This is a genomic window from Meiothermus cerbereus DSM 11376 (genome assembly GCF_000620065.1).
GTDB classification, from domain to species: domain Bacteria; phylum Deinococcota; class Deinococci; order Deinococcales; family Thermaceae; genus Meiothermus; species Meiothermus cerbereus.
The window spans coordinates 33,670-55,111 of record NZ_JHVI01000009.1; the positions used below are offsets into that span (position 1 = coordinate 33,670).

Genomic DNA, 21,442 nt, shown 5'->3' on the forward strand with positions numbered 1-21,442 from the left:
CTGGCCTACGCCATGCGTGGGGCAATTTCGGCTATTTTATGGCACCCTTCACAGACGTGGCCTCCCATGCGGGAGGCCACTGTGCTGTGCAGGACAAAGCAATCAAGCTGTGAGCAGCTCAATATCTGTGAAGAGCAAACGGCAACTGTTCAGCCAAACCCGGCCTTACTGGCGAGGAGGGGAGAACCCAGGGTAGCTTTTGGGCAGGAGACCGCGCTCGAAAGCAGCCTGGCTGAGTTCTTCGCGGAAATTGGGGTGGGCAATGCCGATGAGGGCCTGGGCCCGCTCGCGCAGGCTCTTGCCGAAGAGTTCGGCCACGCCGTATTCGGTTACCACGTAGTGCACATCGGCCCGGGTGGTCACCACGCCAGCGCCGGTTTTGAGCAGGGAGACAATGCGGCTAAATGCGCCGTTCTTGCCGCTGCTGGGCAGGGCGATGATGGGCTTGCCGCCGTTGCTGGCTGCGGCTCCGCGGATAAAGTCGAGCTGGCCACCAAAGCCCGAATAGATTCGAGTCCCGATCGAGTCGGCACAGACCTGGCCGGTGAGATCTACCTCGAGGGCCGAGTTAATAGCGATCATGTTGTCGTTGCGGGCCACGTTGAAGGGGTTGTTGATCCAGTCGGCGGGCCGCATCTCGAAGAGGGGGTTGTTGTGCACAAACCGATACAGCCGCTCGGAGCCCAGTACAAAAGTGCCTACTACCTTGCCGGGCAGCAGGGTCTTGCGCTGGCCGGTCACGATGCCTCTTTCCAGAGCTTCCATCACCCCATCGGAAACCATTTCGGTATGAATGCCCAGGTCTTGCCGTCCCGTCAGATTGGCCAGAACTGCATCGGGGATAGCCCCAATGCCCAGCTGCAAAGTGCATCCGTCGTCGATGAGATCGGCCACGTATTTGCCAATTTTGGCCTCTACCTCTCCATACTTGTCTCGAGGCAGCATCGGTAGCGGAAAATCTATTTCCACGAAGGCTGCAAACTTGGAAACATGCACGAAGGTATCGCCCAGGGTACGCGGCATCTGGGGGTTGACCAGGGCGATAACCCGCCGGGCGGTCTCTACTGCGGCCTTGGTTGCAATAACCTCCACACCCAGACTCACAAAGCCAAACTCATCTGGGGGTGAAACCTGTACCAGGGCATAGTCCAGGGGCAGCACACCGCGCTTGAACAACCAAGGCACCTGGTGGAGGGAAATGGGTACGTAATCGGCCCGACCTGAGTTGACCGCCTCACGGTCGGCAGGGCCCACAAACAAGGAGCGTCTGCGGAAATGCCCCTCCATCTCGGGGGCCAGGAAGGGGTCGGAGCCAAGCTGTAGCACGTGAACCAGCTCGACATCCTCCAGTTCATTTTTGCGCTGGGCCAGAGCCTCTAGAAGGGGCGTGGGTGTAGCAGCGTTGCCCGAAACGAAAACCCTCGAGTGGCTTTTGATCATGCCTGCAGCCGCTTCCAGGCTAGCTAGCTTGCTCTGGTAAACCTTTTCTGCCTCGCTGCGCCCAAGGGCTTTTCCGGTACGTGAAATCGCTTCCATAGCCTCCATACTAACGCGGCGCAAACAGGACAGATGCCCGTAAGCGCTAGCAGGAAAAAGTACTGGATGCCATGCAAGCCGGGTTGATAGATGATATGAACCCCGCCTGAATCGTCCGCTAGGGACAGGCTTGAGCACCATCGTTCTTCAGGTTGTTGCTGCCCACGCTTCAGGCGGGGGCCCCAGAAAAAGACATTTCTTATGAGCTGACCCTGGTACCGCTAGCCAGGGAAGTAGGCTGCATATAACGCAAATGTAACGCTATGGCCGCTACCCTGGCGACATGAAAGGGGGTGTTGTGCGCCCAAAGGCGGTGACTCTAATTGTTCGCATGTGGCGAGGTTCCGATGGCGCCGTCAAAGCTTCGGTCAAGGCTGCCGAGGGTGGGCCAACCCGCTACTTCCCCAACCTCGTGGCGCTATTGCATTACCTCGAGCAGGCCCAGGAAAAAATCGAGGAGATCCCCCTGCCGTCCCAGGGCTTGCGCTAGTTACTGGGTTTGGGTGGAACTGCGCTGGCTTCAATTAACTGCTTGGCCCGGTTGTTGGGCAAAATAAAACCGGCCGACACCACGTACTTGAGGGCTTCTTCAATGCTAATATCCAGGGGAATGATGTCCGCAGTTGGCACAATAATGGCCATTCCGGAGGCCGGAACCGGGCTGGTAGGTACCAGTACCACCGTGTAGCCTTCGGGTAGCGGTGATAGGTTTTTACCAACCTTGGGGGTGGCTATAAAACAGAGGGTGTACAGGCCTTTGCGGGGATACTCAATAAGTGCAGCACGCTGAAACTGCACCTCGGGCTGGCCCAGCAGGGTGTGCGCGATTTGCTGCACAGCATTGTAGACCTCGCGCACCAGGGGGATGGTTTTGATGCTGCGGTCAATGGCACCCAAAATTAGCCGCCCTACGTAGTTATTAGCCAGTGCACCCACCAGAACCACCAGGCCAAGGGTGGCCAGGATACCTAAAATAGGCAGAAACGGCAAAAGCCAGCGCGAAGGTTCAGCGTCTATGGCCCGCAGGATGCTTCCGATGATGTTGTTCGACCAGTTGTATACCCACCACAAAAAGTAAAACGTTACCGCAATGGGCAGCGTGGACAACAATCCGGTCAGGAAGTAGCGGCGGAGTCGAGCAGCCATATATCTCAAGAGTGTACTGGCCCGGGTGGCTTTGAAAAGAGACTTTCCTGACCGATGCCTGGTCTGCGCTTTTGCCTTGCGCATTGCTACACTAAGAGCCTGTGAATGCTTTTGCAGACTGGCTGTTTGTGGTGGTGTGGGCAGTGGCGCTGGTTGCCACTTTTATTCCGGTGGTCCCGGCTGGGTTTGTTATCGTTGGGATGGCTTTCCTGCACGAGCTGCTGGTGGGGTTCGGCGAAATTTCCCTACCCATCTGGATTGCCCTGGCGGTTTTGACCCTGCTGTCGTCGCTGGTTGATAACATCGCCGGGGCAATGGGTGCCAGGCACTTTGGTGGTAGCCGGCAGGGGGTGTGGGGGGCATTTTTGGGCGGCATTCTGGGTATTTTTGTTTTGCCTCCACTGGGCCTGTTCCTGATGCCATTTGTCGGGGCTTATGTGGGGGAACTTGTGGCAGGGCGTTCGCCAGAGAATGCGCTGCGGGGGGCCTGGGGGGCTGTGCTGGGTTTGTTGGGAGGTTTGGCAGGCAAGTTTCTAATCCACTTGCTGATGGGCATTCTGGTCATTCAGGCCATTTTTTAGACCCAGAGCAACGGCCGGGCAGGGTACTCGCCAACCTTTTTACAGCGTAGGATATGGCCCATGAATGCGAATCTACCCATCAGCACCTTCTCACTGGTGGCCCGCGACCCCGATACCAAAGACCTGGGAATTGCTGTGGCCAGCAAGTTTTTGGCTGTGGGGTCGGTGGTGCCCTGGGCCAGGGCTAAGGTGGGGGCTCTAGCCACTCAGTCTTACGCGAATCCCCATTTTGGCCCAATGGGCCTGGCCCTGATGAAAGCCGGGGCAGGTCCGGAAGACATCCTGTCGGTGTTCGCCCGCAACGACCCCGATCTTGCCAAGCGCCAGTTTGGTTTTGTGCTGGCCAGCGGCGAGAGCCTGAGCTACACCGGCCAGGCCTGCCATGCCTGGGCGGGCAGCCGCTGGGGGCCCAACTATGCGGCCCAGGGCAATCTGCTGACAGGCCCCGAGGTGCTGGAGGCGCTCGAGCGCACCTTTCTAAAGAGCGAGCTGCCCTTTCCTGAACGGCTTTTGGAGGCGTTGTTTCAGGCCGACCGGGCCGGGGGCGACCGGCGCGGACGGCAGTCGGCGGCCCTGCTGGTGGTGGGCGAGGGGAAGGGCTACGGCGGCATGGAGCGCTGGATTGACCTGCGGGTAGACGACCACCCCGACCCGGTGGTGGAGTTGCAGCGGTTGCTGGGTATTCACCGGCTGCTTTTTGGTACTGGTGAGCCTGGTCGCCCCTTGCAGCCGGCTGAGATTGCCTGGCTTCAGACCCTGCTTTACCGCCAGGGCCTCTATGCTGGCCTGGTCAACGGCGTGTGGGACGAGGCTACCGAGAGCGCTTTTGCAGCGCTTATCGGCATGGAAAACCTGGAGGAGCGTTACCGGGGCGGCCCGGTCTTGGACGAAGCCACCCTACGCTATTTGCAGGAGAAGTTTGCATGAGCCAGCCGGTACTGGGTGCAGGCGGGGTGCTTTTCAACCCCGAAGGACAGGTTTTGCTGATTCGCGACCGGCAGGGTTTCTGGTGTTTCCCCAAGGGGCATTTAGACCCCGGGGAGAGCCTCGAGCAGGCTGCTTTACGTGAAGTAGAGGAAGAAACGGGTATCAAAGGAGCTGTGAAGCAAAAGCTTTCGACTACGCGCTACCGCAACAATAAAGGGGTCTTGAGGGAGATTCACTGGTTTTTGCTGGAGGGCCAAGGCAATATACGTCTCGAAAAAGGCCTCTGCGGTGCTGGCTTCTTCGACCTGGCAGAAGCAAAACGGCTTCTGGCCTTTCCCGAGGATGTGCGGCTGCTGCACGAAGCCTCTGCGCATGTTCAAGCGCCAGATTTGGGCATAGACTTAGGCAGACCCAAGGAGTGAGTATGGCAGTCTATCGGCTGGATGAACACGTACCGCAGATTCACCCCAGCGCCTTTATTGCCCCCACCGCGCTTATTGTTGGGCAGGCCGAAATCGGCGAGAACGCTTCGGTCTGGTTTGGTGCGGTGGTGCGCTCGGATACCGAGAAGGTGGTAATAGGTGCGGGTAGCAACGTGCAGGACGGCGCGATTTTGCACGCCGACCCCGGCGACCCCTGCATACTGGGGCAAAACGTGACGGTGGGCCACCGGGCGGTGGTTCACGGTGCGTTGGTGGAGGATGGAGCGCTGATCGGGATTGGCGCAGTGGTGCTCAACCAGGCCAGGGTAGGGAAGGGGGCCATGGTGGGGGCTGGTGCGGTGGTGCCGCCGGGGATGGAAATTCCGGCGGGCATGCTGGCGATTGGCATCCCGGCCAAGATCCGCGGCCCGGTGGAACCTACCCAGAATGCCGAGCGCTACGTGGAGCTATCGCGCCGCTACCTGGCACACCTTGCACCCATTGCCCCGATTGGCCGCTACCAGATTACCCTGCGCGGGCAGGACGCCCTGAACCCCTTTAGCGACCTGCACCTGCAGCTCAAGCGGGGGGAGCCCGAAGCCCTTTCGGCCCTGAAGGCCATTGTGGAGGGGCGGGCCCAGGAGGCCAAGCCCGAGGTGCTGCATGAGCTGGTTCGTGAGGGGCTAATCCGACCTATATAGAGCGCTCTTCACAGCCTCTGAACCACCCACAACTTGAATTGCCGAGTTCGGCACAGCATAGTTGCCTCCCGGATGGTAAGCAATGTCTGTGAAGAGTGCGATAAGCTGCAAAGGCAAAACCTCGCCGTAGATTAAGCTTTGCGGGATGGCAGCGCGTGACCTGTCAGCATACCAACCCATCGCAGTTTCAGGGTTGATATGTATGGTATTGCTTACCTCACTGCTGTTTGGGTTGCGGGGGATGCTGATGTACCCTTCGCAGACCATCGGTGTGGAACATCACCACCCAGGCTCGAGCGACACCGACGAATCGCACCAGGGGCACTGTCCCCTTTGCTTTTTGCTGTTGCTGGCCCCTCACCTGACGCCAGCGCTGAATGGGGTTTGGTCGCCATCTATCGTTATTTGGCTGTGGATGGGAGCGCCCCGGGCCAAAGACGAGTTTCTGAAAGCTATTGCGGCCAGGGGGCCCCCAGCAAGCCAGACTGCCCGGATATCCGAACCCTTCCTGAGGCTACGCGAAGGCCGGGTATAACTGGCTGAAAAGGAGCGCTCCACCTGCGGGTGTTTTGGGTAGGGGCCTCAGCAGGCAAATCGAATCAGGACGATTTTGGCAAAGCCCTCGGTTTTGCCTCGTGCTCGGGAGTTGTAGTGGACAGGTTTTTTTTCTTCATGCTGGTGCTGCTAGGGCCTGTGCTGGCCCATGCCGAGTACAAAAGCTCCACCCCAGCATCCAACTCGACCGTCAAAAGCATGCCCCAGACCGTGGTTATCAACTTTACCGAGGCTGTGGAGGTGCGGCTCTCGACCTTCAAGGTCTATCCCCTCGAGGCCCCCCCGGAGGCCTGGGGTAGCTCGACCCGCCTGCGCCGGCTGGCCCAGCCCCTGGTGCGCCGGGTGTTGCTGCTCAAAAACGATGCCGCCCGGCGGGCAGACGCAGGCCTTGCCACCACTGCCCGTACCAGCCGAACCGTAACCCTGGCGCTCAAGCCGGGCCTGAATCCGGGGGCCTATGTGGTGATGTGGAAGAATCTGGCTGTGGACGGCCACACCGAGAGTGATTTCTTTGTATTCGTCTACAGGCCATAGGTTTTTGATCGGGCGTAAGCAGTGGTCAAAGCAGCCTTGCTTGAGGGGTTATGCCCATTTGTAAAGAGCCGACGGTTTTTAGCCTGTCGAACCTAAATCCGCTTGCGACCATGCCGCACGAACACGACAGTACCCAGCCCGTCCTGCGGGCACTCCTTTATGTGGGTGTTTTTTTGTTGCTGGGAGCCGGGGTGTTTGTCCGCTACGTGGGGCCGGAGGCTGCGCGTACCCAGCGCTGGCGGCTATGGTACCTGCTTTCGGGGGGCTTTCTGCTGGCCCTGGGGGCTACCCTCTACGGGGTGTATCACCTGACCTGGATGCTCGGCGACACCGCCCTTGTGGGGAGCTACCTGCTCGAGACCTCGCAAGGGAACTGGTTGTTGCTGCGGATGGGTTTGCTGGTGGGTTTGCTGTTTATGTCTATGGGCTGGTTTCGCCTGGACCGCTGGCTGTACCCCCCGCTGGTTCTGGGGCTTCTGTTTACCCTTACCCTCACCTCGCATGCTGCCGGGGGCGGGCCGGGGCAGTTGGCCACTGGCCTGGCCCACTTGGCTTTTGCAGTGGTTTGGGGGGGAAGTGTGCTGGCGCTGGCGGTGGTCTGGCCCGGCACAAAGTACGACGCAGTGCTGCGGGCCATTCAACGTCTTTCGAGTCTGGGCCTTGCTGCGGTCATACTTTTGTCGCTGATGGGTGTGTACCTGTCCTGGGTTCGCCTGGGCGAGTTCTCGAACCTATGGAACGCTGTTTACGGTCAACGCCTGCTTCTAAAGCTGGGGCTGGTGGGGCTGGTGGTAGGGGTGGCGGCGGTGAACCGGCTGTGGCTTTTGCCGCGTTTACAGGCCAAGCAGGCTAAGGGATTACAGACGGTGAGCCTCGAGGCCGCTTTGATTCTGGGTGTGCTTTTAGCCAGCGGTTTTCTGGCTACCACCGAACCACCTCCGCCGGCCAGCCAATCTGCACCCCGCGTGATAAACATCGCTGAGACCGAGGGCGATAAGCGCTACACGGGTCAATTGTTCAGCCAGGGTGGTCTAATTCACCTCTACCTCGACTTGCGCGATGCTGAGGGCAACCTGCTGCCAACCGGCCCCAGCCTGCGGCTAGAGGCCCTGCAGGGAACGCAGCTTTTGCAGGACGCCAAGGGCCCCTTTTACAAGTCGCAGTACCACATTGTGCTCATTGCCGAGACGCCCGGCGAATGGCTGGTGACGTTAGATCTGCCGGACAAGACCCTCGAGTACACCCTAAGCGTGGCCCCTTGAGCGCCGGTTCACGCGAAAACCGCAGGGGTTCTGCTAACCTCTAAGAAGGAGTGGCTATGAGAAAATGCTGGCTGGTCTTTTTGCTCAGTATAAGTGCCTATGCGCTCTCTGCCCCCGTCGAGCTGAAAGTGAACCTGCGGGTGGGCAGTCAGCCCTTGCAGTGGGGCCAGACCTACCAGACCCCCCAGGGGCTGCGCTACCAGATTGACCTCCTGAAGTTTTACATCTCGGAAGTGGCCCTGGTGCGCCCGGATGGCCGCGAGGTGCGCTTAGACGGTCTATCCCTGGCCGAATTCAAACGGGATGGCCCCACCCAGGGGGTGCGCGTCATGATGATGGACGTGCCGCCGGGCCAATACCGCGGGCTGCGCTTTAATGTGGGTGTGCCGCGCGAGCTCAACCACCTCGACGCGGGTACCCAGCAGCTACCCCTGGGCGTCAACTCCGGCATGTACTGGGCCTGGAACCCCGGCTATATCTTCTACCGCCTCGAGGGCACCGCTTTACTCCCGGAAGGCAACCAAAAATGGGTGATTCACATGGGAACCGACACCTTCCGCCTACCGGTGCGCCTGCACGACCTCCAGACCCGGCGGGTGCAGATCAACATCCCGCCCGGTGGGGGGGTCATCTCGCTCAACCTGGATGTAGCCAAGGCCTTTGAGTCGGGGCCAGGCGGGGCTTTTGTGGACTGGCGTAAGCAGTCACTGCGCCAGCTGCACGGTCTCAGCCCCGAAACCAGCCTGCTGATGTCGGTGGTGTACTTCAACATGCAGTCGGCCTTCTCGCTGGCCCCGTAGCAAGGGAGGTAAGGTGCGACGGCGATGGGTATGGGCGGGCCTGCTCCTTCTGGGGGTGGGGGTGCTGGGCTACTCTCTCTGGCCCAGGCCAACGCCACCAGCCCCCGAAGCAGCGCCACCCCCCCCTCACCAGGCCAGCCCCCCCATTCTTTTTGCCGAACGCACCGTGCCCATCCCAGAGGACAACCCCCAGACCCCGGCCAAAGTGGAGCTGGGGCGGCGGCTGTTTTACGACACAAGGCTTTCCAAGGACGGCACCGTGGCCTGTGCAAGCTGCCACAAGCCCGAGTTCGCTTTTAGCGATGGGGGAAAGCCAGTAAGCACCGGCATCTTTGGCCGAAAAGGTCTCCGCAACGCACCCACCCTGACCAACGTGGCCTTCCGCCGCCACCTGTTCTGGGAAGGGCGTTCGCCGCGGCTCGAGCTGCAGGCGGTTGGCCCCCTCACGGCCCACGACGAGATGGGCCTCGAGCCCGAGGAGCTCGCGCAAAAGCTAGGGGCCATTCCCGAGTATGCCAGGGCCTTTCAGGAGGTCTTCGGCGAGGCCCCCAGCCTCAAAACCGTTACCTACGCCATTGCGGCCTTCGAGCGTACCCTGGTGTCTTATAACAGCCCCTTCGACCGCTACCAGGCCGGCGACGACTCGGCCATGAGCCAGGCGGCCCTGCGCGGGATGGAGCTTTTCTTCGGCGAGAAGGGCGACTGCTTCCACTGCCACGTCGGCCCCGACTTCACCGACGACGAACCCCGCAACACCGCCCTCTACACGGTCTACAAAGACATCGGGCTGGCCCGCGCAACGGGCAAAGACGAGGACGTGGGCAAATTCAAAACCCCCACCTTACGCAACGTGGCCCTGACCGCACCCTACATGCACGACGGCTCCATCCAAACCTTGCGGGAGGCGGTGCAACACTACAACCGGGGCGGCGAGCCCAACCTGAACGCCGACGCCCTGATTCGGCCATTGGGCCTGACCGACCCGGAGGTAGAGGATCTGGTGGCGTTTCTGGAGTCCCTGACCGATAGGAGCTTTACTACCAACCCGGCCTTGCTGCCGCCCAGGGGAAAGGGGAGTACGCCATGAGGTACGTGTGGATTGGCTGGATTGTTCTGCTGCTCAGCGCGGGATGGGTCTGGGGGCATCCTTTTGAAGGAAACGGGGGTTACGTTCAGGGACAGGTAGACTTTGAGCCCAACGACGCGCCGCCGGTGGCCGGGAGGGCCACGGTGGCCTGGATTGAGTACATTCGGGTGGGCAGCCTGCCCATCAACCCGCAGGACTGCTTCTGCACGCTCTTGTTTTATCAGGGCCGGGTCAGCGCCACCGCCCAGCCCGATGCCCAGGTGCGCATGCAACTCAACCCGCGCACCGGGCGGGTGGAGGGGGTGGTGAAGTTTCCCAAGCCGGGCCCTTATTTCCTGGTGCTGATGGGGCGGCCTATGCCAGGCAAGCAGATTCCGCCCTTTATTATGCAAAGCATCATCCAGGTTCTGCCGCGCTGAGGGTAGGGTCTGGAACCTCGAGGTCTGCGAATAACAGACTGGCCCTGGTTGTTGCTGGCGTGCCGTAATACATAGACAGTAAGCTTTTTTGTTGCCTAAACGCTCCTCATCCCAACCCTTCTCCCACTGGGAGAAGGGAACAAAAGAGTGCCGTTCCAATCCGATTAAGTCTTCTCTCCCTGTGGGAGAGGGATGAGCGAAGCGAAAGCCTTTCTTAAGGGGCTGCCCCTGCAGGATGGGCATCGGCATGGGGTGCGGTTTGCCGAACTGTAGACCTTCCTTCAGTCTGACCCCAGAATTTGCGGCGTAATGGTTTGTAGCTGGGATAAAAGGAGGAGGTACACGGTGAGACGAATGGTCTGGTTGCTTTTACTGGTGCTGCTGTTGCCCGGGGCCATGGCCCAGCAGCTCCGCGAGCAGATACGCAAGTACACCCTGGACAATGGCCTGCGGGTGCTTATGGTGCCGGACAAAACCGCCCCGGTCATCCACTTCAACCTTATGTTCGATGTGGGGGGTGTGGACGAGGCGCCGGGCCTGGGGGGGATTGCCCACATGGTCGAGCACATGGCCTTCAAGGGTACGCAGAGCATCGGCAGCCTGGACTGGCCTAAGGAAAAAGCCGCCCTCGAGGCCATAGACAAAGCCCGCGCCGAGCTGGATCGGGCCATCGCCAACCGGGCATCGCAAGAAGAGATCCAGCGCCTTACAGCGAGGTTCAACGAAGCCCGCGAAGAAGCCAAGAAACTGGCCTTGCCCAACGCCATTGACCAGCTCTTTACCAACAACGGCGAGCAGGGGCTCAACGCCTCGACGGGCTACGACCGCACCGATTACCGGGTTTCGCTGCCCTCCAACCGGCTCGAGCTCTACCTACGGGTCTATGCCGATGTGCTGATGAACGCTGTTTTTCGCAGCTTTTATGAAGAGGCCGATGTGGTGCTGGAGGAGCGCCGCCAGCGCTCCGAAAACGATCCCAACGGGGCTTTGAGCGAGGCCTTTTTGCGGGCTGCTTTTCAGGTGCACCCCTATGGCCGTCCCCTGATTGGCAGCCGCGAGGAAATTCAGGGCTACCGGGTCGACAAAGCCCTGGAGTTCTGGAAGACCCACTACCACCCCAACCGGGCGGTGCTGGTGCTGGTGGGGGATGTCGAACCCGAGCGGGATATCCAGCTGGTGCGCCGTTACATGGGGGCCATTCCCAGAGGCCCGGAGCGTCCCAGCCTGAACATTCCCGCCGAGCCGCCCCAGACTGCCGAACGCCGCACAAGCATCGAGTACAACGCCCAGCCCAGCCTGCTCATTGGCTTTCACAAGCCCACCTACCCCAACCGCGAGGCCTACGTGATGGACATGATTGATTCGATCCTGACCGAGGGCCGCACCAGCCGGCTGTTCCGCCGCCTGGTGATCCAGGAGCAGGCCGCCCTGAACGTGAGCGCCAGTTCGGCCTCGCCGGGCTTCCGCTACCCCAACCTGTTTACCATCTCGGCCCAGCCCCGCGCCCCCCGCACCACCCAGGACCTCGAGCGTCTCATCTACGAGGAACTGGAACGCCTCAAAAACGAGCCGGTGAGCCCGCAAGAACTGCAAAAGGTGCGTAACCAGACCCGAGCGGCCTATTTGCGGGTCTTGCAGGGGGGGCCCGGCCTGGCCCAGGCCCTGGCCTTTTACGAGCTATTCTTCGGCGGCTATCAGCGCATCTTCGAGGAGGAAGCCATCTACAACACCATCACCGCCGAGGAAATTCAGCAGGCCGCCCGCAAATACTTCACCCCGCAAAACCGCACCGTGGCCACCCTCATCACCCGTGGAGGTAGCCGATGAAAGCGATTTGGAGTCTGCTTGTAGGCCTTCTGACCCTGGGTCTGGCCCAGGGGGTGCCCGCCGACTGGCCCGACCCCTTCAAGATGCAGTTCCAGCGGCTGCAGCCTGCGGCCATTCAGCCCACCCGCGTTCAGCTTTCCAACGGGCTGACGGTGTTGCTGATTGAAGACCGTGCGCTGCCGTTCGTAAGCGGTCGGGTCTACCTGCGGGCGGGGGCCATCTATGAACCGGACGACAAGGTGGGCCTGAGTGGGATTTTCTCTAGCGTCCTGCGTACCGGTGGAGCGGGCGAGCGCACCCCCGATCAGGTGGACGAAACCCTGGAGACCCTGGCGGCTTCGGTGAGCGTGAGCATTGACAACCTCTTCACCTCGGTGGCCTTCAACACCCTGACCGAGAACCTGGACCAGGTTTTGCAAATTTGGGCCGATGTGCTGGTGCACCCGCGCTTTGCCCAGGAACGGCTGGATCTGGAGAAGGGGCGGGCCCTGGAAGCCATCCGCCGCCGCAACGACCAGCCCACCCAGATTGCGGTGCGGGAGTTCGTGCGCCGCATCAACGAGGGCCACCCCGCAGGGCGCATTAGCAGCGCAGCCTCGGTGCAGTCCATCACCCGCGACGACCTGCTAGCTTTCCACCAGCGCTTCTTTAAACCCAACGGGGCGGTGCTGGCCATCACCGGCGACTTCAACACCCAGGAGATGGTGGCCCGGCTCGAGCGTGTGCTGCAAGGCTGGCAGCAGGGCCCAGTGAGCCTGCCTACCTTCGCACCCCCCAGCCCCAAGCCCGGCATCTACTTTTTGCAAAAAGAGACCAACCAGAGTGTAATCTACATGGGCAACCCCACCGTCACGGCTTTTGCCCCGGGCTACAGCGAACTTGACCTGGCCAGCCGGGTGCTGGGCGATGGTTTCAACAGCCGCCTGTTTGTGGAGGTGCGCACCAGGCGGGGTCTGGCCTATGCCACCGGGGGGGCCCAGTCGCAGGGCTTTGGCTGGCCCGGTTTTTTCTACGGTGCGTCTATCTCCAGGGTGGAGAAAACCGCTGAAGTCATTGAGTTGATGCTGGCCCAATTCCGCGACCTGCGCGAACGTCCGGTGAGCCAGGAAGAGCTCGAGCTCTTCCGCAACAACATCCTCAACGCCGAGGTTTTTCGCTTCACCTCCAAGCAGGCCGTGGCCGAGCGCATCGCCCGTACCCAGATGCTGGGTCTCCCGCCCGACTACTACGAGCAGTACATCCGCCAGATTCAGGCCGCCACCCCTGTCGACCTGCAACGGGTGGTGCAGCAGTATGTGCGTCCGGAGCAGTTTGTGATTGTGGTGGTGGGGGATAAACGCCAGTTCGACAAGCCGTTGCAAAGCCTGGGCAACGTGGTCGAAGTTCCGCTGGAATAGCAGGCCCCTATCCAAAGCCCTATTGATAGCATATTATCAGTAGGTATGACCGCACCTGCGGTGGAGATTGAGCGGTATTCGGTGCGCTTTGGTGAGTTCCAGGCGCTGCACGATGTGAGCCTGAGCGTGCCCGAGGGGGCCTTCGTAGCTATTGTAGGCCCCAACGGAGCCGGCAAGAGCACCTTGCTTAAGGCCCTTCTTGGCTTAGAGCAGGGCTTGCTGCGCGACGGCCCTACCCGGATTGCTGGCAGCGTACGGGTTTTGGGCCACCCCCCCCGGGAGGTTCCGCCCGGCTGGGTGGGCTATGTGCCACAGGTCAAGGGCTTCGACCGCAGTTTTCCCGCCCTGGCCCTCGAGGTGGTGGTATCGGGGTTGCGGCGGCACTGGCCTTTCGTTGTTAGCCGAGAAGAGCGTAGACGCGCCAGCGAAGTGCTAGAAAAGGTGGGTGCTTTGCACTTAGCAAACCGCCGCCTGGGCAGGCTTTCTGGGGGTGAGCTTCAGCGGGTTTACCTGGCCCGTAGCCTGATCCGCCGTCCCCGGCTTTTGCTCCTGGACGAGCCCGCTACCGGTGTGGACGTGGTAGGGGAGGCCGATCTGTACCGCCACCTCGAGGCCTACCAGGCCGAGAGCGGGGCTACCATCCTGATGATCACGCACGACTGGGAAGCAGCCCAGCACCACGCCTCGGCGGTGCTGGTGCTCAACCGGCGGGTGATTGGCTATGGTCCGCCCGAAAAGGTGCTGTGCCACGAGTGCCTGAGCCAGGCTTTCGGACACGTGGGCCATGCACACCAGGTGATTTTGGGGGGACGCTAGTGCTCGAGGCCCTGCAACTTCCCTTTATGCAGCGGGCCCTGCTGGCCGGTTTGCTGGTGGGGGCTTTGGCCAGCTACCTGGGGGTGCTGGTGGTGCAGCGTCGCCTTTCCTTTCTGGGGGATGGCCTGGCCCACGCCGCCTTTGCGGGGGTGGCCCTGGGCCTTCTGCTTCAGCAGGATCCCCTGTGGGTAGCCATCCCCTTTGCGGTGGGGGTCTCGCTGCTCATCACCTGGGTACGGGAAAAGAGCAGCCTGGGTGACGACACCGCCATCGGGATATTTTTTGCCGTCTCGGTCGCGCTGGGGGTGCTGTTCATGTCCCTGCGGCAGGGCTTTGCCCCCGATGCGGTGGCCTACCTGTTTGGCTCCATCCTGACCGTTACCTCCACCGACCTGGGGCTGATGGGCCTGATCGCCCTGGGGGTGGTGCTCCTGGCCCCCTTGTGGCGCTACTGGGCCTATGCCACCTTCGACCGGGAGCTGGCCCTGGCCGACCGGCTGCCGGTGATCCGGCACGACTACCTGCTCTCGGCTTTGATTGCGCTGGTGGTGGTGGTCTCGGTGAAAGTGGTGGGAATCGTGCTCATTGCGGCTTTTGTGGTGATTCCAGCGGCCACAGCCCGCTTGCTCAGCCAGACCTTTGCGGCCATGACCCTGGTTTCTGTTCTGATTGGCACGCTATCGGTGCTGCCGGGCCTGGCGGCGGCCTACCTGTTTGATCTGCCTGCCGGCAGCGCCATTGTGTTGATCCAGGCCTTGCTGTTTGTGCTGGCCCTGTTGCTGCGCCGATAGGGGCAAAGGTGAAAACCCCCCTATTCCATACGGGTTTTAGGAAATTATACTGTGGGCATGTGGGTTTCGACGAAGGCGCAGTATGGTCTGAGGGCGCTGGTGGAAATTGGCCTGCGCCAGCCGCAGGCCGTACCCCTCAAGGACGTCGCTGAGGCCCAGGGCATTAGCCAACACTACCTCGAGCAGATCGCGGCCCAGCTTCGCCGGGCGGGGTTTATCCGTAGCGTGCGGGGGGCCCGTGGCGGCTATAAGCTGGGCCGCCCCAGTGAGAAAATCGATGCCCTCGAGGTGGTGGAGGCGCTGGAAGGAAGCCTGGCGCCGGTGATCTGCCTGGATGACCCCGAGCTGTGCTGGCAGACCGGGCACTGTTCCACCGAGAACCTCTGGAAGCGAGTGGATGAGGCCATGCGGGGGGTTTTGCGCAGCACCACCCTGAAGGACTTAATCGAAGAGCGACGGCTGATCGAGTCCCGCAAGCTGGTGCAGCTCGAGCCAACCATGTCCCTGACGCAGGGCGGCACGCCGCTCCAGCCATGATTTACCTCGACTACGCCGCGACCACGCCCCTCGACCCCGAGGTAAAGGCCATGGTGGAGGGGGTACTGGGGGTATACGGCAACCCCAGCTCGGTGCATAGTCCAGGGCGGGAGGCCCGAAGCCTGCTTGAGGAAGGGCGCGAGCGGCTGGCCCGGGCGATAGGGGCTAAGCCTCGAGAACTCGTGCTGACCAGTGGGGGCACCGAGGCCGACGCCCTGGCTCTGTATGGGGTCGCCCTGGCCCGGGGGCGGGGGCATCTGGTAAGCACTGCGGTAGAGCATTCTGCGGTACTGCTGGCCCTGAAGAACCTCGAGCGCCTGGGCTTTGCGGTTACCTTGCTTCAGCCCGACCAGCACGGTCTGGTCTACCCCGAACAGGTGGCCGAGGTCATCCGCGCCGATACCGTGCTGGTCTCGGTTATGGCGGTGAACAACGAGATTGGCACCCTGTACCCCATTCAAGAGATTGCCCAGGTCTGCCAGGCCCGGGGTGTACTTTTTCATACCGATGCGGTGCAGGCGCTGGGGAGCGTACCCTGCCACCTCGAGCATCTGGGGGCCGACCTGCTCTCGCTGGCGGCCCACAAGTTTTACGGCCCCAAAGGCGCTGGGGCCCTCTATGTGCGCAAGGGGGTGGAGCTTTTCCCGATTGTGCCGGGCAAGCAGGAGCAGGGCTACCGGGGCGGTACCGAGAACCTGCCGGCGGTGTATGGGATGGGCCTGGCTGCCGAAAAGGCGGTGGCGCTTTTGGCCGAGGAATCCCAGCGGCTTTTGGCCTTGCGGCAGCGGCTCGAGGCCCGGCTGCTGGCCCTGCCTGGAGTGGAGCTCAACGGCCACCCCACGCTACGCAGCCCCCGGCATGTAAACGTCACGGTCAAAGAGGCCGACGGTGAAGGGCTTTTGCTCAACCTCGACCTGCTGGGCGTGGCCGCTTCCTCGGGCTCAGCCTGCAGCAGCGGGAGCCTCGAGCCCTCCCATGTGCTGCTGGCCATTGGACGCAGCAGGGAAGAGGCCAGGGCCTCGGTGCGCTTTAGCCTGGGGCGCTTCACCACCGAGGCCGAGGTGGATCAGGCCGCCCGGGCCTTTGCCGAGGCCGTGGGGCGCTCGAGGGTCTACACCTAACCCCCTACTTTTTGCCGTTGCTTGAGGGCGGCTTCGCGCAGCTCACGCCGTAAAACTTTGCCCACGGCAGTTTTAGGCAGCTCGCTGCGAATCTCGTAGATGCGTGGCACTTTGTAGGCGGCCAGGTTCTCACGGCAGTATTTGTCCAGCTCTTCGCTGGAGAGGGTAATGCCGGGCTTGGGCACCACAAAAGCCGCCACTGTTTCACCCCGGTACTCATCGGGAAGCCCCACCACGGCGGCCTCGGCCACGCCGGGATGGGCAAACAGCACCTCCTCCACCTCACGCGGGTAGATGTTGTAGCCCCCGGCGATAATCATGTCTTTCTTGCGATCGACAATGTAAAAGTAACCGTCCTCATCCATGCGGGCCATGTCGCCTGTGAGGAGCCAGTCGATTTTGATGGTCTTGGCGGTCTCATCGGGGCGCTGCCAGTAGCCCAGCATGATGTTGGGCCCCCGCACGGCCAGCTCGCCCACCTCGCCCGGTGGCAGCTCGTGCAGGTTCTCGTCCAGAACTTTGGCATCGATGCCCGGCATGGGAATACCAATGCTGCCCATCTTGCGCAGGCCCGAAAGGGGGTTGCAGTGGGTGCAGGGTGCCGCTTCGGTAAGGCCGTAGCCCTCCACCAGCTTGCCTCCGGTGAGGGCTTCAAATTTTTTGGCTACCTCCACCGGTAAAGCCGCTGAACCGGAGATGCAGACCCTCACCGTGCCCACCTTGCGCTTTTCTATGCCAGGGAAGTTGATGAAGCCAATGTAGAGTGTGGGCACCCCAGGAAAGTGCGTAACCCCATGCTTCTCGATGGCCTCGATGCAGGGCTTGACCTCGGGGCGGGGCAGCAGCACGATCTTGTACCCACCTGCCAGGCCGTAGTTCATGCCCACAGTCATGCCGTAGACGTGGAAGAAGGGAATGGCCCCCAGCATGACCCCCTTGCCTTCGAATTCCTTTACCTCCTCGCCACCCCAGGCAATAACCTGGTAGGTGTTGGCCACCAGGTTGCGGTGGGTGAGCATGGCCCCCTTGGAAAGGCCGGTGGTTCCCCCGGTGTACTGCAGCAGGGCTACATCGTCGGGTTTGGCAGGGTAGGGCTCGGCAACCGGGGTTGCGCTGCGCAGGGCTTTGCTAAAGTCCAAACGCTTTGGATGCTGGGGAAGTGTGACCCAGCGCTTTTCCCGCCGGGCTTTGAGGGGGAAGAGAAGGTTTTTGGGGAAGGGCAGGTAGTCCTGGATGCCGGTGGTAAAGACCCGCTTGACCGGCACGTCCTCCTCAATTTCGGCGTAGCGGGGCCAGAGCATATCCAGGATGATCAGGGTCTCGGCCCCGGCATCGGAAAGCTGGTGGCGTAGCTCGCGGGGCGTATACAGGGGGTTGACGTTTACACAAATGCCCCCAGCCGCCAGCGTTCCGTAAAAAGCAATCACAAACTGGGGGGAGTTGGGCAGCATGATGGCGACCCTATCACCCGGCTGCACGCCCTGGGCCCTTAGGGCCCCAGCAAACTTCAGCACCGATTCCCAGAGCTGACGGTAGCCGATGACTTTACCCATGAACTCGAGGGCTACGTTATCGGGGTACTTTTGCGCACTATCGGCCAGCAGTTTCCAAAGCGGCGCCTCGGGGAACTGAACATCCGCCGGGACGCCTTTATCGTAGTGTTTTAGCCAGGGTTTCATCATCATCACGCTCCTGCGTTGGAGTCCTGCTTGGTTTGCTCCAAGTCTAGCAAAACCTATACCGAGTTCAAGCTGCGGCTGCTATTTGTGTCCTGAACAGACTTTGGGCCAGGTAGCCAACCGGCCCAGCACAGCCTTTTGTGGCAGGTATCCGGCAAGGAGATTGGCAGTGCTGCCTGGCTCGCTGCGCTGAAGGGCACGTGCGAAGTCATCGGGGCAAACAGGCTCGGCCCTGGCCTTTGGGGAACGGTGTCCAGCGCCCGCAGTTGACGGGCTGCCCCTGCGGTGTTTGACTATGGCGTATGAACCTTCAAGAAGCCATCGCCGCAATTACCCCCAGTCTGATTGAGATGCGCCGGGACTTTCACCGCCATCCCGAGCTTGCTTTTCAAGAGGTGCGAACGAGCGCCAGGTTGGCCGATTTTTTGCAGGGGCTGGGCCTCGAGGTTACTCGAGGGGTAGCCCAGACGGGTGTGGTGGCACGGCTTAAAGGTGCGAGGCCGGGTAAAACCGTGCTGGTGCGGGCCGACATTGACGCCCTGCCGATACAGGAGGCCTCCGGGGTGGAGTACAGCTCCCAGACGCCCGGTGTAATGCACGCCTGCGGCCACGACGGCCACGCCGCAATTGCCGCCCACGTGGCAGCCGTGCTGGTTCGCTTCAAAGACCAGATTGCCGGTGAGGTGCGATTTGCCTTTCAGCCAGCCGAAGAAATTGTTTCTGGGGCAAAGCCCATGGTGGAGGCGGGCGTGCTGGAAGGGGTGGACTCGGTGGTGGGTCTGCACCTCTATAGCCTGATGCCGACAGGCAAGGTGGGCGTGCGGCCGGGGCCCTCCATGGCTGCCGCCGATGCTTTTACCATCGAGCTGACCGGCAAGGGGGCCCATGCGGCCATGCCCCACGAGGGTGTGGACACGGTGCTGATGGCCGCACAACTCATCGTGGCGCTGCAAAGCCTGGTCAGCCGCGAGACCGACCCCATCCAAACAGCCGTAATCACCATTGCCACGGTTTCTGCTGGCGAGGGAGCACACAACATTATTCCCGAGACTGCCATCCTCAAAGGCACCTTGCGTACCTTCGACCCGACTTTGCGGGAAAAGCTTATACGGCGCATTAACGAGCTTTCGCAAGGCATAGCTGCCGCGATGGGCGGGCGTGCCTCTGTGAACTGGTTACCGGGTTCTCCGGCGGTGGTCAACGACCCCCAGATGGTAGAGCGCTTTCGGCGGGTAGCCCGTGAGGTGGTGGGGGAGAGCGCAGTGCTGGAAGTGCCTCCGGTAATGGGCGGCGATGATATGTCCGAGTTTTTGAACCGCCGGCCGGGCGTGTACTTCTGGCTGGGGGCTGGCGACCCCGACCTGGGCAAAAACCGGCCCCACCACCACCCTGGCTTTTGGATCGACGATACGCGCGCGCTACCACTGGGGGTAGAACTCATTACCCGTACCGTGCTAGATTTCCTGGCATAGGGTGGTCTTCGGAAAGAATGGCCCGACCCCAATCGGGAGAAGGGCTGTGGGTTCGTTTTTGCTGCTGAGAAGCTCGAAAACATGTGCCTGGGCTAGGTAGGCCACATCGCGGCATTTCCTGGTAGGCGCCCCCTTGTTTTCTCGGAGCAGTAAGAATGGTCAAGACCGCGATAGTGGGAGCTACCACAAAAAGCGGCTCTACAGACGGGCACACTAGGATATGCCATTATTGCTGCTGGTTTTGCTTTTGTCCTGGGCAGGGGCGCAGCGCTTACAGGATGTCCCGGCCCGGGATCAGGCGGCAATCCGGGCTGTAATCCTGGCCCAGATGGAAGCCTTTAAACGGGACGATGCTGCGAGGGCTTTTTCCTTTGCCTCACCTGGTATTCGCCAGGCCTTTCAGACCCCGGCGCGCTTTTTGGAGATGGTCAGGTCGTCGTATGCCCAGATTTACCGTCCCCTCAAGGTGACATTTGGTTCGGCACAGCGGTCGGTTGGCGCGCTCATGCAGGTGCGGCAGGTGGTCAACCTGGTGGGCCTCGATGGTCAAAAGGCGGTGGCCTATTACCTGATGGAGCGCCTGGAGGACGGAAGCTGGGTGATTGCTGGCGTGTACCTCGAGCTCGTCACTGACGACCAGACCATCTAATACCGGATTCAAAAAGATAATCTTCAAACAAAAAGCGCTAAGAGGCTATCTTTTTGAATCCTAGAGCACACCCCTCGCTGCGCTCGGCGAAGAAAGCGTATCCCTTCGGTCGGGTTAGTTCGTCACCGTTCGGTGACGAACTAACCGAATCTGGTATAACAGGAAAACCCCTGATCTTCTACATCAGGCGGGCAAAGTGCTGGCCGCCGCTTCCGCCAAAGGCCCAGCCCAGAACGAACCCTACTTGAATGGCCTGGAAACCCATCATCAGGTAAGCTACCCCAGGTATGGAAGCCCTGCTCAATACGGTGGTTCCGGTGGCCTTTATTGTCCTGACGGGCTACCTGGTGGGAAAGCGGATCGACTTCGACCTGCAAACCCTTTCCAAGCTGTCGATATATGTGCTGGTTCCGGTGCTGATATTTGACGCAATGCTCCGGGCCAAGCTGACTGGCGCCAGCGTGCTTGGTATTACCGCCGGCTTTTTTCTGGCATCGCTCGGGCTTTACTTGCTGGCGCTGGGCCTGAGCCGTTGGCTGCGCTTTGAGCAGGGTACAGCCAAGGCTATGATCGCTTCGGCCACCTTTCCCAACTCGGGCAACATGGGCCTATCGCTGACCTTTTTCGCCCTGGGGCAGCCGGGCCTGGATCGGGCCATTGTTTTTTTTATCGCCAGCAGCGTGTTGATGTTTGGCCTGGGGCCTGCGTTTTTGCGCGGGGGCGGTTTTTTGCAAAGCCTCTGGTTCACCCTGAAGCTGCCTCTGTTCTGGGCCCTGGCTGGGGGGTTGCTGGTGCGGGGGTTGAGCATTCCCCTGCCGCTGGGGTTGGGCGAAGGGGTGCACCTCTTAGGCCAGGCCTGCATCCCGGTGATGCTCCTGACCCTGGGCATTCAGATCGCTCGCTCCAAACCGGAGTGGGGCGGTTTTGAGCTTCAGGCCAGCGCTTTGCGCCTGGTGGCCGCCCCCCTGCTGGCGGCCCTGGCAGGGTGGGTTTTGGGGCTAGAGCGGCTCGACATTCAGGTTCTGGTGCTGCAAAGCGCCATGCCCATTGCCGTCAACGCCTTTTTGATGGCAGGGGAATTTGGTGGCGACGGTGTCCGGGCCGCCCGGGCGGTGGTGGCTTCGTCGGTGCTTTCATTTGTAACGATTCCAGTGGTGCTGCTGTTGATTGGGGTGGGCTAGCT

Annotated in this window: 22 protein-coding genes; 19 read left to right on the forward strand and 3 right to left on the reverse strand. The window is 61.2% G+C overall.

The window, feature by feature from the left end:
* Positions 1 to 165 precede the first annotated feature (165 nt).
* Positions 166 to 1,536 carry an acetyl-CoA hydrolase/transferase family protein gene (locus tag Q355_RS0103655; protein WP_051529293.1) on the reverse strand — a complete coding sequence of 457 codons (1,371 nt, stop codon included), beginning with the start codon at positions 1,534 to 1,536 and terminating at the stop codon, positions 166 to 168.
* Between the two features lie 283 nt (positions 1,537 to 1,819).
* On the opposite strand from Q355_RS0103655, the gene Q355_RS0103660 reads away from it, so the two are divergent.
* A complete protein-coding gene (locus Q355_RS0103660) occupies positions 1,820 to 2,026 on the forward strand; it encodes a hypothetical protein (RefSeq protein WP_027876544.1) in 207 nt (68 codons plus the stop codon).
* Here the strand turns inward: Q355_RS0103660 and Q355_RS0103665 are convergent.
* The gene (locus tag Q355_RS0103665) at positions 2,023 to 2,682 is read right to left on the reverse strand and encodes a DUF502 domain-containing protein (RefSeq protein ID WP_027876545.1); all 660 of its coding nucleotides are present in this window, start codon (positions 2,680 to 2,682) and stop codon (positions 2,023 to 2,025) included. The genes Q355_RS0103660 and Q355_RS0103665 overlap by 4 nt on opposite strands.
* Before the next feature lie 101 nt (positions 2,683 to 2,783).
* Here Q355_RS0103665 and Q355_RS0103670 point away from each other — a divergent pair, with 101 nt between their 5' ends.
* From Q355_RS0103670 to Q355_RS0103750, 15 genes are all read left to right on the forward strand, one after another.
* The gene (locus Q355_RS0103670) at positions 2,784 to 3,263 is read left to right on the forward strand and encodes a DUF456 domain-containing protein (protein WP_027876546.1); all 480 of its coding nucleotides are present in this window, start codon (positions 2,784 to 2,786) and stop codon (positions 3,261 to 3,263) included.
* Between the two features lie 60 nt (positions 3,264 to 3,323).
* Positions 3,324 to 4,190, forward strand: a complete 867-nt coding sequence (locus tag Q355_RS0103675) for a DUF1028 domain-containing protein (protein ID WP_027876547.1) — start codon at positions 3,324 to 3,326, stop codon at positions 4,188 to 4,190.
* The gene (locus Q355_RS0103680; protein ID WP_027876548.1) at positions 4,187 to 4,612 is read left to right on the forward strand and encodes an NUDIX hydrolase; all 426 of its coding nucleotides are present in this window, start codon (positions 4,187 to 4,189) and stop codon (positions 4,610 to 4,612) included. The genes Q355_RS0103675 and Q355_RS0103680 overlap by 4 nt, the downstream gene beginning before the upstream one ends.
* A gap of 2 nt (positions 4,613 to 4,614) precedes the next feature.
* On the forward strand, positions 4,615 to 5,313 hold the full coding sequence (locus Q355_RS0103685) for a gamma carbonic anhydrase family protein (protein ID WP_027876549.1): 699 nt from the start codon (positions 4,615 to 4,617) through the stop codon (positions 5,311 to 5,313).
* A gap of 651 nt (positions 5,314 to 5,964) precedes the next feature.
* Positions 5,965 to 6,402 carry a copper resistance CopC family protein gene (locus tag Q355_RS15335; protein ID WP_156941865.1) on the forward strand — a complete coding sequence of 146 codons (438 nt, stop codon included), beginning with the start codon at positions 5,965 to 5,967 and terminating at the stop codon, positions 6,400 to 6,402.
* Between the two features lie 50 nt (positions 6,403 to 6,452).
* Positions 6,453 to 7,664, forward strand: a complete 1,212-nt coding sequence (locus tag Q355_RS0103700) for a copper resistance D family protein (protein WP_245597478.1) — start codon at positions 6,453 to 6,455, stop codon at positions 7,662 to 7,664.
* A gap of 56 nt (positions 7,665 to 7,720) precedes the next feature.
* Entirely contained in the window at positions 7,721 to 8,464 is a 744-nt protein-coding gene (locus Q355_RS0103705) for an MbnP family protein (RefSeq protein WP_027876551.1), read from the forward strand.
* A 13-nt stretch (positions 8,465 to 8,477) separates the two neighbouring features.
* The gene (locus tag Q355_RS15340; RefSeq protein WP_036258616.1) at positions 8,478 to 9,551 is read left to right on the forward strand and encodes a cytochrome-c peroxidase; all 1,074 of its coding nucleotides are present in this window, start codon (positions 8,478 to 8,480) and stop codon (positions 9,549 to 9,551) included.
* Complete coding sequence (locus tag Q355_RS0103715; RefSeq protein ID WP_027876552.1) at positions 9,548 to 9,970, forward strand: hypothetical protein; 423 nt, start codon at positions 9,548 to 9,550, stop codon at positions 9,968 to 9,970. The genes Q355_RS15340 and Q355_RS0103715 overlap by 4 nt, the downstream gene beginning before the upstream one ends.
* Before the next feature lie 354 nt (positions 9,971 to 10,324).
* Complete coding sequence (locus Q355_RS0103725) at positions 10,325 to 11,797, forward strand: M16 family metallopeptidase (RefSeq protein ID WP_036258618.1); 1,473 nt, start codon at positions 10,325 to 10,327, stop codon at positions 11,795 to 11,797.
* Positions 11,794 to 13,194 carry a M16 family metallopeptidase gene (locus Q355_RS0103730; RefSeq protein ID WP_027876554.1) on the forward strand — a complete coding sequence of 467 codons (1,401 nt, stop codon included), beginning with the start codon at positions 11,794 to 11,796 and terminating at the stop codon, positions 13,192 to 13,194. Before Q355_RS0103725 ends, Q355_RS0103730 begins: the two co-directional genes overlap by 4 nt.
* Before the next feature lie 45 nt (positions 13,195 to 13,239).
* Entirely contained in the window at positions 13,240 to 14,010 is a 771-nt protein-coding gene (locus Q355_RS0103735; protein WP_027876555.1) for a metal ABC transporter ATP-binding protein, read from the forward strand.
* Positions 14,010 to 14,801 carry a metal ABC transporter permease gene (locus tag Q355_RS0103740; RefSeq protein ID WP_027876556.1) on the forward strand — a complete coding sequence of 264 codons (792 nt, stop codon included), beginning with the start codon at positions 14,010 to 14,012 and terminating at the stop codon, positions 14,799 to 14,801. The genes Q355_RS0103735 and Q355_RS0103740 overlap by 1 nt, the downstream gene beginning before the upstream one ends.
* Positions 14,802 to 14,858: 57 nt before the next feature.
* Positions 14,859 to 15,338, forward strand: a complete 480-nt coding sequence (locus Q355_RS0103745) for an RrF2 family transcriptional regulator (RefSeq protein ID WP_027876557.1) — start codon at positions 14,859 to 14,861, stop codon at positions 15,336 to 15,338.
* Positions 15,335 to 16,459 (forward strand): cysteine desulfurase family protein, encoded by a 1,125-nt coding sequence (locus Q355_RS0103750; protein ID WP_027876558.1) that lies wholly within the window; start codon positions 15,335 to 15,337, stop codon positions 16,457 to 16,459. Before Q355_RS0103745 ends, Q355_RS0103750 begins: the two co-directional genes overlap by 4 nt.
* Here Q355_RS0103750 and Q355_RS0103755 read toward each other — a convergent pair.
* Positions 16,456 to 18,141 (reverse strand): long-chain-fatty-acid--CoA ligase, encoded by a 1,686-nt coding sequence (locus Q355_RS0103755; RefSeq protein WP_027876559.1) that lies wholly within the window; start codon positions 18,139 to 18,141, stop codon positions 16,456 to 16,458. The genes Q355_RS0103750 and Q355_RS0103755 overlap by 4 nt on opposite strands.
* Positions 18,142 to 18,440: 299 nt before the next feature.
* On the opposite strand from Q355_RS0103755, the gene Q355_RS0103760 reads away from it, so the two are divergent.
* From Q355_RS0103760 to Q355_RS0103775, 3 genes are all read left to right on the forward strand, one after another.
* The gene (locus Q355_RS0103760) at positions 18,441 to 19,610 is read left to right on the forward strand and encodes a M20 metallopeptidase family protein (protein ID WP_027876560.1); all 1,170 of its coding nucleotides are present in this window, start codon (positions 18,441 to 18,443) and stop codon (positions 19,608 to 19,610) included.
* Between the two features lie 220 nt (positions 19,611 to 19,830).
* A complete protein-coding gene (locus Q355_RS0103765; RefSeq protein WP_084496047.1) occupies positions 19,831 to 20,259 on the forward strand; it encodes a DUF4864 domain-containing protein in 429 nt (142 codons plus the stop codon).
* A 287-nt stretch (positions 20,260 to 20,546) separates the two neighbouring features.
* Positions 20,547 to 21,440 (forward strand): AEC family transporter, encoded by an 894-nt coding sequence (locus Q355_RS0103775; protein WP_027876562.1) that lies wholly within the window; start codon positions 20,547 to 20,549, stop codon positions 21,438 to 21,440.
* Positions 21,441 to 21,442: the final 2 nt, after the last annotated feature.